The sequence below is a fragment of the Pantoea sp. UYEF8 genome (genome assembly GCF_040546285.1).
GTDB lineage: Bacteria > Pseudomonadota > Gammaproteobacteria > Enterobacterales > Enterobacteriaceae > Pantoea > Pantoea brenneri.
On the sequence record NZ_JBEPNM010000004.1, the window covers coordinates 394618 to 406414 of the forward strand.

The window sequence follows — 11797 nt, forward strand, 5'->3', positions numbered from 1 at the left end:
TGAGTTTAACTATGCGCGTAACTCGCCTTATTACCATCCTGCTGCTTAATGCATTGGGTGTGGTGCTATTCCTGTCGTGGTATCTGCCGCCTGAACATGGTTTCTGGTTCGGTATCGATAAAGCGATTTTCTTTGGCTTTAATAGTCAGATGATCATTCACTCCGGCTTTGCGCTGCTGGTGGCGATCACCAACTATCGTGGTTTTGATGCCGTCTCGCTGCTGGCGATGGGCCTGCTCTATCTGTCGATCTGGCGCGGTGAAACCCCGCAGGCGCGGCGTCGTATGCTGGCTATCGGCATCACCATGCTATTAACCGCGGTGGTCCTTAACCAGCTCGGTCACCTGCTGCCGGTGAAACACTCCAGCCCGACGCTGTTCTTCGAAAACGTACATCGGGTCAGTGAGCTGACCGGTATTCCGGCTAAGGATGCATCGAAAGACAGTTTCCCTGGCGACCACGGCATGATGCTGATGATCTTCGCCTGCTTTATCTGGCGTTATTTTGGCTTCGGTCGTTTTTTAATTGCGGCGGCGATTGTGGTTATTTTCTCGCTGCCTCGCGTTATGGCTGGCGCGCACTGGTTCACCGATATTGCCGTGGGTTCACTGTCGGTAGTATTAGTCGGATTAAGCTGGTGGTTATTAACCCCGGCCAGTGAGGCGCTGGTAAATTGGTTTTATCGCAAATTACCGGGCAAATATAAGCCGCTAAGCTGAATGATAAGCGCGGGCGTAATAATGGCGTTATTCTTAACCGCCCGCGCTTATAAAAAAAGCCAGTACATTATTAGCATGCTAATTAAATCCATTAAAAGAAAAGGTTATGACCGGCTTGATTGGTTAAATAACCGCCACTTCTGATTGTCCATAAAGAAAATTCCCAAACAGCAGGCTATAGGCGGAATTAGCGCCCTTTTCACCCCCTGCTCTCACCATCATTTCCCCACAATTGTTGCTAAAGTAGTCAGTGTGTTAAGGTTTGATTTCACATCAGAAAAACCTATAAGAATTTAACGGAAAGCACTCGCCACGGCGTCTGTAATCGGTTAACCTCAGTCGCTGTGGGGTAACAGCAGCAGCAAATTCGCTTTTTTTTACAGTAAAAATGTGTCCATTAACACATTTTAGTAATTAAGGAATTGTCTTAGTCTGTTTCGCTTATTAATCTCCCTGTTTTGTCATCTGGCTGGCGACAATCTTGTCGTAAGGACATCGAAGGAAAACCCGAATAATGGTCAAGTCTCAACCAATACTGAGATATATCTGGCGAATCGTGCCTGCAGTGGCACTGGCAACTCTCCTCTCAGCTTGTAGCAGTACCCATAACGGTCAAAACGCGAATAACGAGAATCATGAAGTTAACAACCACAATGGTTTTTTACTTCAGGCGTCTCAGGATGAGTTTGAAGAAATGGTGCGTAACGTTGACGTTAAGTCACGCATCATGGATCAATACGCTGTCTGGAAAGGCGTGCGCTATCGCCTGGGTGGCGATACCAAACGCGGTATCGATTGTTCCGCCTTTGTACAACGCACCTTCCGCGATCAATTTGGCTTAGAACTGCCGCGTTCTACCTCAGAGCAGCAGGGCACCGGTAAAGAGATTTCACGCACTAAACTGCGTCCTGGCGATCTGGTACTGTTCCGCGCCGGCTCCACTGGCCGTCATGTTGGCATCTATCTCGGTAATGATAACTTCGTTCACGCTTCCACCAGCAGTGGTGTGATGATCTCCAACCTGAACGACGATTACTGGAAAAAGCGTTATCGTGAAGGGCGACGCGTATTAAGTCGTAACCCGACCTGATTACCGACTTTGATCTCCTTCTCAGCCAGAGAATATGAAACGCTGCTTACGCAGCGTTTTTTTTCGTCTGTTGCCATTGCCCGCCTCAGACTGATGGCTTAAAAACCATTGCCTTTCAGAAGAATAACGAGACATTCCCCGCCTTCTCGTTATATTCTCGGTCGCTTACACCGAAGCAGTCGTGCGCAATAACATAATAATAATTTTATCAGAGGAAGCACCTCATGCCACTGTCGGGGGCGCTGATGCGCCATGCAACCTATCCTCGTCGAATCGCATGGAGTAGCGCGATGGTCGGCTGCCTGTTCTTTTTACTCTTTACAGCGCTGTCGTTTAACCATCTCTGGCATAAGCGCGATCGACAGCACCAGCAATTAGTAGAGAATAGTCGAACGGCCCTGCAGCAAACGCTCTCTTCTCTGATTAACAGCACGCTCAGCCCTCTGCTTCCGTTTACGCAAACTCCCTGCCAGACCATCAACCGTGAACTGACCTCACGCGCCGCTTTTGCCGGTAATCTGCGCGCCATTCTGCTGATTAATGACGGTAACGCGTTTTGCTCCTCTGCCACCGGCAGCTTTAGCCTGCCGCTCAGCGTTATTGCGCCGCAGAGTGATACGACGCGCGACATCGATCTGCAACTGATGCGCGGCACGCCGCTGCAGCCCAATAAACCGGCGCTGGCGCTGTGGATCAGGAATCCTGGCAGCGTTCAGTCCGGGGTGTTCGCCACCCTCAATATCACACTGAATCCCTATCTGTTGCTGGCGTCGCGCCAGCCGGAGATTACCGGCATGGCGCTGGTGGCGCAGCGCACGGCGTTAACCAGCTGGCAGCCCGGCGTGGTGGAAAACCACGGGCTGCCACCGCCGTTACTGCAGCAGTCCCTGGCCGGTTACCCGCTGCAGTTTGTGTTATATGGCTCGACCCTGTCGCTCAGCGATTATCAAAATATTCTGTTAAGCAGCCTGCTGCTCTCCCTGCTGGTGACCGGCTGCTGCTGGCTGCTGCTGTCAGCCTATCAGCGCCCCGGAAAAGATCTGATACAGGGGATGAAGCGTGGCGAGTTTCATATTGAGTATCAGCCGCTGGTGACCTCACATGATGGTCAGCCCTACGGCATGGAAGCGCTACTGCGCTGGACTCACCCGACCGAGGGGCCGATCCCGCCGGATGTGTTTATCAGCTACGCCGAAGCGCAAAACCTGATTATTCCGCTGACCCGCCATCTGTTCCAGCTGGTGGCGCGTGATGCCCACCTGCTCTGTCACACCATTCCCCGCCATGCCAGCCTCAGCCTGAATATTTCTCCGCTGCACCTGGCGGATAGCTGTTTTCGTCAGGACGTGCTGCGCTGGCTCGACACCATGCCCGCGGCCCACTTCACTTACGTATTTGAAATCACCGAGCGTGCGATGGTGCGCGATGAGAATGTCGGCGAACTGTTTGACTGGCTGCATCAGCAGCAGATTAATATTGCGATTGATGATTTCGGCACCGGACACAGCGCGCTGATCTATCTGGAGCGCTACACGTTTGATTACCTTAAAATCGATCGCGGTTTTGTGCAGAGCATCGGGACCGATACCCTGACCTCACCGGTGCTGGATACGGTGTTGCAGCTGGCGAAAAAGCTCAATCTGAAAAGCGTGGCGGAAGGCGTCGAAACCGGAGAGCAGGCCGCCTGGCTGATCAATCGTGGCGTGACGCATCTGCAGGGTTACATTTTTAGCCGTCCGCTGCGTCCTGAAACGCTGATAGACTATTTTCAGCGTCACAATGCCTGACGCGCGGAATCGAAAAAATCACAGGAGAGCGTAAACGTGGTGCTGCTTCGTGCTGGATTATTATTGCTATGCGGCGTCCTGAGCGGCCCGCTGCTGGCCGCCAGCATTCAACAGAGCTTTGCCTTTACGCAGGCCGGCGAAGCGAAATATCCGCCGGACTTCAGCCATTATGATTATGCCGATCCGCAGGCACCCAAAGGCGGTAGCATCACCATGGCGGTGGTCGGTACCTACGACAACTTTAACCGCTATGCCTCTCGCGGTAATCCGGGCATCTACACTGAAGCCTTGTATGACGGGCTCTATACCAGCTCGGATGATGAGCCCGGCAGCTACTATCCGCTGATTGCCCACTCTGCCCGCTACGCCAGCGACTTTAGCTGGATCGAAGTCCGCCTTAAACCGCAGGCCCGCTTCCAGGATGGCAGCCCAATCACCGCTCAGGACGTGGCCTTTTCCTTTGGCAAATTTATGACTGAAGGGGTGCCGCAGTTTCGCGTCGCCTATCGCGGCGTGACCGTAAAAGCGCTGGATCGGCTGACGGTGCGAATTGATGCGCAGCAGCCGGACAAAGATCGGATGCTGGGATTACTGACGCTGCCGGTGCTGGCTGAAAAATTCTGGCACGATAAGAAGTTCAACGAACCCCTGAGTTCGCCGCCGCTGTCGAGCGGCCCTTATCGCATCACTAAATGGAAGCTCGGCCAGTTCATTGAATACAGCCGGGTAAAAGATTACTGGGCAGCCGATCTGCCGGTTAACCGCGGACGGTTTAATTTTGATCGTATCCGCTACGACTATTATCTGGATGACAACGTGGCGTTTGAGGCTTTTAAAGCGGGCGCGTTCGATTTACGGGAGGAAACCTCCGCCAAAAAATGGGCCACCCAGTATCGCGGCCGCCATTTCGACGATCGCAGCATAGTGAAAGAGACGTTGCCCAATCAGGCCGCGATTGATACCCGCTGGCTGGCGTTTAACAATCAAAAACCGCTGTTTCACGATCGCCGGGTCCGCCAGGCGCTGACGCTGGCGTTTGATTTTGAGTGGATGAACAAGGCGCTGTTCTATGGTGCTTATCAGCGCGCCAGCAGCTATTTCCAGAATACCGGGTTTGCCGCCAGCGGGGTGCCCGATGCGCAGCAGCAGGCATTGCTGGCTCCGTGGCGGGCGCAGTTGCCGCCTGAACTGTTCACCCAGCCTTATCACCCGCCCGTTACCGACGGCAGCGGTTACGATCGCGCCCGTCTGCTTCAGGCGTTTTCCTTGCTGAAACAGGCGGGCTGGCAGATTAACCATCGCCGATTGGTGAACCAGAAAACCGGTCAGCCGTTTAGCGTCGAACTGCTGTTACGCAGCGGTACCAGTACGGAATGGGCGCTTCCGCTGCAGCACAATCTGGCGCGGCTCGGTATCACCCTCACTCTGCGCCAGGTGGACAGTTCACAGTATCTGCGGCGGCTGCGTGAGGGCGACTATGACATGATCGCCACCGCCTATTCTGCTATGCCGATCCCTTCCTCCAGCCTGCAGATTTACTGGCAGTCGGACTACATCGCCTCGTCGTGGAATACCGCGCGGGTTAAAGATCCGCTGGTCGACCATTTCGTCAAACAGATTGTGGCGCATCAGGGCGATCTCCCTGCCCTTCGGCCGCTGGCACAGGTACTGGATCGCATTCTGCTGTGGAATGCCTATATGATTCCGATGTGGTACAACGCAGAGCAACGGCTGGCGTACTGGGATAAGTTTTCCCATCCGGCCGGCAAACCGGCTTACAGCCTCGGGCTGGAAAACTGGTGGTATGACGTGAACAAAGCTGCCCGGCTGCCGGCCAGCAAACGCTAAGGAGTGGACCGTTGGCAACTTACTTTCTGCGCAGGCTGTTGCTGATTATTCCCACTCTGTGGGCGATCATCACCCTTAACTTTTTTATCGTACAGATTGCACCGGGCGGTCCGGTCGATCAGGCGCTGGCCAATATCCAGTTCGGTCAGACCACGGGTCTGGCGGGCGGCGGTGCCGACAGCGCGGGGTCCCGCGCCAGCCTGAATGCACTTAACCCGGCGGATAATCAGTATCGCGGCGCGCGCGGGCTGGATCCCGAAGTGATTGCGGAGATTAAGCAGCGCTACGGCTTTGATAAGCCGATCTGGCAACGCTATGGCGAAATGCTGTGGGACTATGCCCGCTTTGATTTTGGCGACAGCCTGTTCCGCAGCGCCTCGGTGCTTCAGCTGGTTAAAGAGAGTTTACCGGTGTCGATCAGTCTGGGTCTGTGGAGCACGCTGATTATCTATCTGGTGTCGATCCCGCTCGGCATCCGTAAAGCGGTACGCAACGGCAGCGCTTTTGATATCTGGAGCAGCACCTTCATCATTATTGGCTACTCGATTCCGGCCTTTCTGTTCGGCATCATGTTAATCGTGCTGTTTGCCGGCGGCAGCTATCTCGACTGGTTCCCGCTGCGCGGCCTCACCTCACCCCAGCATGACAGCCTGCCCTGGTACGGTCAGGTGCTCGACTATTTCTGGCACATCGCACTGCCGGTGCTGGCAACGGTGATTGGCGGCTTTGCTACCCTGACCATGCTGACAAAAAACGCCTTTCTGGATGAGATCCGTAAACTGTACGTGGTCACCGCCCGCGCCAAAGGGGTGCCGGAGCGCCGCATTCTGTATCATCACGTGTTCCGCAACGCGATGCTGCTGGTGATTGCCAGCTTCCCCGCCACCTTTATCAGCATGTTCTTCACCAGTTCAGTGCTGATCGAAGTAATATTTTCACTTAACGGCCTCGGATTGCTCGGCTATGACGCGACCCTGCAGCGCGACTACCCGGTGATGTTTGGTACGCTCTATATTTTCACCCTGATCGGCCTGTTGATGAATGTTCTCAGCGACTTAACCTATACGCTGGTCGATCCCCGTATTGATTTTGAGGGCCGCTGATGCGCTTATCTCCCCTGAATCAGCAGCGCTGGCAGCGCTTTCGCCATAACCGACGCGGTTACTGGTCGCTGTGGATCTTCCTGTTTATTTTCCTGCTGTCGCTGGCTGCCGAGCTGATCGCCAACGACAAGCCGCTGCTGGTGCATTATCAGCAGCGCTGGTATTTGCCGGTGCTGTTTGACTACAGCGAGACCGATTACGGCGGCGTGCTGGCAACCGCCGCCGATTATCAGGACCCCTGGCTGCGGCAGCGGATAGATCAGCAAGGCTGGGCGATCTGGGCGCCGATCCGCTTCAGTGACAGCACCATCAATTTTGCTACCCAGGTGCCCTTCCCTTCCCCGCCTTCGGCGCAGAACTGGCTGGGTACCGACGCAACCGGCGGTGATGTGATGGCGCGCCTGCTGTACGGCACGCGTATTTCACTGCTGTTTGGCCTGCTGCTGACGCTGTTTTCCAGCGTGATCGGCATGGTGGTCGGCGCGGTGCAGGGCTATTTCGGCGGCAGGGTTGATCTGATTGGACAACGGCTGATTGAAGTCTGGTCCGGCATGCCGTCGCTGTTTCTGCTGATTTTGCTCTCCAGCGTGATTCAGCCTGGTTTCTGGTGGCTACTGCTGGTGACGGTGACCTTTGGCTGGATGAGCCTGGTCAGCGTGGTGCGGGCCGAGTTCCTGCGCACCCGCAACTTCGACTATATCCGTGCGGCACAGGCGCTGGGCGTCAGTGACAGCCGGATTATGCTGCGCCACATGCTGCCGAATGCGATGGTGGCCACCCTGACCTTTCTGCCGTTTATTTTGTGTGGATCGATTACCACGCTGACCTCGCTCGATTTCCTCGGCTTCGGATTGCCGCTCGGTTCGCCGTCGCTGGGGGAACTGCTGCTGCAGGGTAAAAATAATCTGCAGGCGCCGTGGCTCGGCCTGGCGGGCTTTTTCTCACTGGCGATCCTGTTATCGCTGCTGATTTTTATCGGCGAAGCGGTACGTGACGCCTTCGGTCCGGGCAAAGGAGTCTGAATGGCTGCGCCACTGCTTGCTATCAACCATCTTTCGGTCGCCTTTCGTCAGGGCGAGCAGCTGCATCGGGTGGTGGATGAGGTTTCATTACGCGTTGAGGCCGGTGAAACGCTGGCGCTGGTGGGCGAATCGGGTTCCGGCAAAAGTGTCACCGCCCTGTCAGTGATGCGGCTGCTGCCTCCCTCGACGGTCGCCTGGCCAGGCGGGGAGATCCTGTTCAACGGTGAGGATCTGTTGCGCGCCAGTGAGCAGCGGCTGCGCGGCATTCGCGGCAATCAGATCGCGATGATCTTTCAGGAGCCGATGGTGTCGCTGAACCCGCTGCATACCGTGGAGAAGCAGCTGTACGAAGTGCTGTCGCTGCATCGCGGTATGCGGCCTGCGGCAGCGCGCGGCGAAATTCTCAGCGTGCTGGATCGGGTCGGGATCCGCCAGCCCGCCGCCCGGCTGCACGATTTTCCGCATCAGCTGTCGGGCGGCGAACGTCAGCGGGTGATGATCGCTATGGCGCTGTTAACCCGGCCAGCGCTGCTGATAGCTGATGAGCCGACCACCGCGCTGGATGTGACGGTGCAGGCACAGATTCTGACCCTGCTGCGCGAGCTGCAACGCGAATTCAATATGGGGATGCTGTTTATCACTCATAACCTGAATATTGTGCGTCAGCTGGCGGATAGCGTCAGCGTGATGCGTCAGGGAAAGGTGGTTGAGCAGAATCGCTGTCGGACGCTGCTCAGTCAGCCGCAGCATCCCTACACCCAACAGCTGCTGGCGGCAGAGCCGGAAGGCAGGCCATTGCCGCTGCCCGCCGATGCGCCGGTGATCCTGCGGGTCGATCAGCTTCGGGTCAGCTTCCCGTTGCGCCGTGGCCTGTTCCGCCGCCAGGTGGGTGAAAAACGGGCGCTCTCTGCGCTGAGCTTTACGCTGCGGCGCGGCGAAAGTCTCGGGCTGGTGGGCGAATCCGGTTCAGGTAAAAGCACCACCGGCCTGGCGCTGCTGCGGCTGATTGAGGCCGGCGGCGAGGTCTGGTTTGACGACCAGCCGCTGCATCAACTGTCACGGCGGCAATTGCTGCCGCTGCGTCGGCGCATTCAGGTGGTGTTTCAGGATCCGAACTCTTCGCTCAATCCGCGGATGACGGTGCAACAGATTATCGCCGAAGGGCTGGCGGTGCATCAGCCCGAGCTGACGGCACAACAGCAGGAACAGCGGGTTATCGCGGTGATGCAGGAGGTTGGGCTGGATGTGGAGAGCCGTCATCGTTATCCGGCTGAATTCTCCGGCGGTCAGCGGCAACGCATCGCCATCGCCCGGGCGCTGATCCTTGAACCGGAGATGCTGGTGCTGGATGAGCCGACTTCGTCGCTGGATCGCACGGTACAGAAACAGATCCTGACGCTGTTGCGTCGGTTACAGCAGCAGCGTCAGCTGAGCTATCTGTTTATCAGTCACGATCTTGAGGTGGTGCGCGCCCTGTGCCACCAGCTTATCGTGCTGCGTCAGGGGGAAGTGGTGGAACAGGGAGAGTGTGAAACGCTGTTTGCCTCGCCCGCGGCGGAATACACCCGCGAACTGCTGCGCTCAGCGCAACTTAGCGAGGGATAAAGGTTTCGGCAATCGCCACGCCCTGATTTTTCAGGCAGCAGTTGGTGGCACTTTCGTCGCGGCGCTGGATAAACAGGCAAGGCTGCCCTTCGCACTCGGCGACTTTACAGTCGACCTGGATGTCAGCCAGCACCTCTTTCAGCTGCTGCAGGATCTCCCAGGCCGGAATGCCGTCGTGGCTGATTAACCGCAGCGCGATAAAATCCTGATCGTCCAGCGTGGTGTCATCCGCTTCGATGGCACTGTGATGATCGCTGGTCCAGCGAAAGCGCTGTGGTAAGCGATGCACAATCGAAAGTTGCAGCATAATTATCAATGTCCCCAGGAGTTTTACTTCGCCATCCCCTCAGTGGCTGACGCCCGCTTTGCCAGCATCAGTGTCCGGACGTCAAGGCCCGGCTTCTCATTTCCCACTAAAGCGAATCGCTGAATTTATTTTTTGCGAGTGGTATCGCAATTCAGGCTATATGTACCGCGTTCGGCAGCACTTAACAATCATTTTAGACGCAATGTGGTTACTTTATTAGCTAAATATTTTCACAATATAGAAACAAAGTGGCGCAACAGATCGGGCCGTGCGGGATAACCGGGACGGCCTGATCGATTGAACGCGCTTAATGTGTGGCGTGACGGGGACGGGAAGCGTAGAAGAACAGCAGCAGAGAGAGCGTGGCGCACAGGGCAATAGTGCCAACCATCGGCCAGGCACTGTTAAAACTGACCAGCGACAGCAGCGCGCCGACAAACGCACCCACGCCGAAGCGCAGCGTGCCGGCCAGCGAGGAGGCGGTACCCGCCATATGCGGGAACTCATCAAGGATTACCGCCATCGCGTTCGATGAGACCATCGACACGCAGCCGATAAACATCGCCACTCCCATCACCAGCGGTAAAAAGCCGAGATCAAAGGCGCTGACGATCAGCAGCCAGATGCCCATGCAGAACTGAATCAACAGACCCAGACGGAACATCGCCACCGGGCCAAAACGGCGCACTGCCCGGCTGTTAATCAGGGTTAAGATGAACAGAAACACCACGTTAAGGCCGAAGTAATAGCCAAAGTTTTGCGGTGAAACGTGGTTCAGCTCGATATAGACAAAGGGGCCGGCGTTGAGAAAGGTAAACAGCCCGGCAAACGAAAATCCGCTCGACAGCATGTAGCTGAAGGCGCGTTTGTGCCGGAACAGGATCACGAAATTTCCCAGCGTGGTGCGCAGATGGAAACGCTGTCGCTGCTCGGGTTTCAGGGTTTCCCGAATCTGCGTGGTAACCAGCACGGTGGTGACCACCGCCGCCGCCGACAGCGCCCAGAAAATGGCGTGCCAGTTCCAGATCAACAGCAGCCAGCCGCCAATAATCGGAGCCAGCAGCGGCGCAATGGTGGTAATCAGCATCACGAACGACATCATGCGCGAGAAATCCTCTTTCGAGTAACTGTCACGCATCAGGGCATTGATCACCACGCTGGCGGCGGCGGCCGATAATCCATGCAGAAAACGCATGGCGATAAGCTGATCGATGGTCTGCGACAGCGCACACGCTGCGGCAGCAACGGCAAAAATCAGCGTGCCGAGGGCAATCACCGGCTTGCGGCCGTAGCTGTCGGCCAGCGGGCCGTAAATCAACTGGCCGATGGCGAACCCGAGGATGTAGAGGTTGAGCGTCATCTGCACGCTGCCGGCAGAAACGCCAAACTCACGCGCAATTTGCGGCATCGCCGGCAGATACATGTCAATCGACAGTGGCATCAACATCGCTAACAGACCGAGGATTACCACCAATCCTACCGGCGAATTCTTTTCCTTGCGCACAGCCTCTCCTGCCCTTGCTGATTAAACCGATCGGCCGCTGCGCGCTTGCAGTCAGCCTGCTCTGTTATTTTGCCTGCAGCTCTTTCGGCACGCCGATACTGGCGATCTCTTCGGCGGTCAACGGCCGGTATTCACCCGGTTCCAGATCTGTATCCAGCGAAATATCACCGATTCGCTCGCGATGCAGGCCCACGACCCGATTACCGACGGCAGCAAACATCCGTTTCACCTGATGGTAACGCCCTTCGCTCAGGGTCAGCAGTACCTCTGTTGGGGTAATCACCTCCAGCTGCGCCGGTTTAGTCAGGCTTTTTTCATTGTGCAGCTGCACGCCGGCCGTAAACTGCGCGGCGGTATCGTCGCTGACCGGCGACTCCAGCGTCACCCGATAGGTTTTTTCGCAGTGATGGCGCGGCGAGGTAATGCGGTGTGACCACTGGCCGTCATCCGTCAGCAGCACCAGCCCGGTGGTATCAATGTCGAGACGACCGGCGGCGTGCAGTTTGAATGCCATCGGCTCTTCGATAAAATAGATAATGGTCGGATGATCGGGGTCGTCGGTTGAACAGACGTAACCCTGCGGCTTATTCAGCATGAAGTAGCGTGGCCCGGTCTGCATCTGCAGTACGTTGCCGTCATATTCGACCTCGTGGTCGGGCAGCAGTTTGAAGGCGGTGTCGCGCACCACTTCACCGTTGACGGTGACACGCTGGCCACGGATCTCACGATGGGCGATGGCACGGCTGATTTCCAGTTGCTGAGAGATGAATTTGTCGAGTCGCATGAATTCGTTTTGCCTGTTACTGCGGAGG

Annotated in this window: 10 protein-coding genes; 7 read left to right on the forward strand and 3 right to left on the reverse strand. The window is 56.3% G+C overall.

Features of this window, described 5'->3' with window-relative positions:
• Positions 1 to 11: 11 nt before the first annotated feature.
• From ABIB18_RS10805 to yejF, 7 genes are all read left to right on the forward strand, one after another.
• A complete protein-coding gene (locus tag ABIB18_RS10805) occupies positions 12 to 719 on the forward strand; it encodes a phosphatase PAP2 family protein (protein WP_354474136.1) in 708 nt (235 codons plus the stop codon).
• A 514-nt stretch (positions 720 to 1233) separates the two neighbouring features.
• On the forward strand, positions 1234 to 1809 hold the full coding sequence (gene mepS, locus ABIB18_RS10810) for a bifunctional murein DD-endopeptidase/murein LD-carboxypeptidase (RefSeq protein ID WP_031377229.1): 576 nt from the start codon (positions 1234 to 1236) through the stop codon (positions 1807 to 1809).
• Between the two features lie 224 nt (positions 1810 to 2033).
• Entirely contained in the window at positions 2034 to 3596 is a 1563-nt protein-coding gene (pdeN, locus tag ABIB18_RS10815) for a cyclic di-3',5'-guanosine monophosphate phosphodiesterase PdeN (RefSeq protein ID WP_354474137.1), read from the forward strand.
• 39 nt (positions 3597 to 3635) lie between these two features.
• The gene (locus tag ABIB18_RS10820; protein ID WP_354474171.1) at positions 3636 to 5444 is read left to right on the forward strand and encodes an extracellular solute-binding protein; all 1809 of its coding nucleotides are present in this window, start codon (positions 3636 to 3638) and stop codon (positions 5442 to 5444) included.
• Positions 5445 to 5455: 11 nt separating this feature from the next.
• Positions 5456 to 6547, forward strand: a complete 1092-nt coding sequence (locus ABIB18_RS10825) for a microcin C ABC transporter permease YejB (protein WP_031377232.1) — start codon at positions 5456 to 5458, stop codon at positions 6545 to 6547.
• Complete coding sequence (locus tag ABIB18_RS10830; protein ID WP_354474138.1) at positions 6547 to 7569, forward strand: ABC transporter permease; 1023 nt, start codon at positions 6547 to 6549, stop codon at positions 7567 to 7569. Before ABIB18_RS10825 ends, ABIB18_RS10830 begins: the two co-directional genes overlap by 1 nt.
• Positions 7570 to 9174, forward strand: a complete 1605-nt coding sequence (gene yejF / locus ABIB18_RS10835) for a microcin C ABC transporter ATP-binding protein YejF (RefSeq protein WP_031377234.1) — start codon at positions 7570 to 7572, stop codon at positions 9172 to 9174. It abuts the gene before it with no gap.
• On the opposite strand, the gene ABIB18_RS10840 is transcribed toward yejF, so the two are convergent.
• From ABIB18_RS10840 to rsuA, 3 genes are all read right to left on the reverse strand, one after another.
• The gene (locus ABIB18_RS10840) at positions 9161 to 9481 is read right to left on the reverse strand and encodes a YejG family protein (protein WP_031377235.1); all 321 of its coding nucleotides are present in this window, start codon (positions 9479 to 9481) and stop codon (positions 9161 to 9163) included. The two genes, yejF and ABIB18_RS10840, sit on opposite strands and share 14 nt — an antisense overlap.
• A 307-nt stretch (positions 9482 to 9788) precedes the next feature.
• Positions 9789 to 10985, reverse strand: a complete 1197-nt coding sequence (locus ABIB18_RS10845; RefSeq protein WP_031377236.1) for a Bcr/CflA family multidrug efflux MFS transporter — start codon at positions 10983 to 10985, stop codon at positions 9789 to 9791.
• 64 nt (positions 10986 to 11049) lie between these two features.
• Positions 11050 to 11769 (reverse strand): 16S rRNA pseudouridine(516) synthase RsuA, encoded by a 720-nt coding sequence (gene rsuA, locus ABIB18_RS10850; RefSeq protein ID WP_031377237.1) that lies wholly within the window; start codon positions 11767 to 11769, stop codon positions 11050 to 11052.
• Positions 11770 to 11797: the final 28 nt, after the last annotated feature.

Bases quoted from the DNA above. Each gene is read 5' to 3' on its own strand.
- yejF (WP_031377234.1), top strand. From the start codon at position 7,570: ATGGCTGCGCCACTGCTTGCTATCAACCATCTTTCGGTCGCCTTTCGT.
- mepS (WP_031377229.1), top strand. From the start codon at position 1,234: ATGGTCAAGTCTCAACCAATACTGAGATATATCTGGCGAATCGTGCCT.
- ABIB18_RS10805 (WP_354474136.1), top strand. From the start codon at position 12: ATGCGCGTAACTCGCCTTATTACCATCCTGCTGCTTAATGCATTGGGT.
- ABIB18_RS10830 (WP_354474138.1), top strand. From the start codon at position 6,547: ATGCGCTTATCTCCCCTGAATCAGCAGCGCTGGCAGCGCTTTCGCCAT.
- ABIB18_RS10840 (WP_031377235.1), bottom strand. From the start codon at position 9,481: ATGCTGCAACTTTCGATTGTGCATCGCTTACCACAGCGCTTTCGCTGG.
- rsuA (WP_031377237.1), bottom strand. From the start codon at position 11,769: ATGCGACTCGACAAATTCATCTCTCAGCAACTGGAAATCAGCCGTGCC.
- pdeN (WP_354474137.1), top strand. From the start codon at position 2,034: ATGCCACTGTCGGGGGCGCTGATGCGCCATGCAACCTATCCTCGTCGA.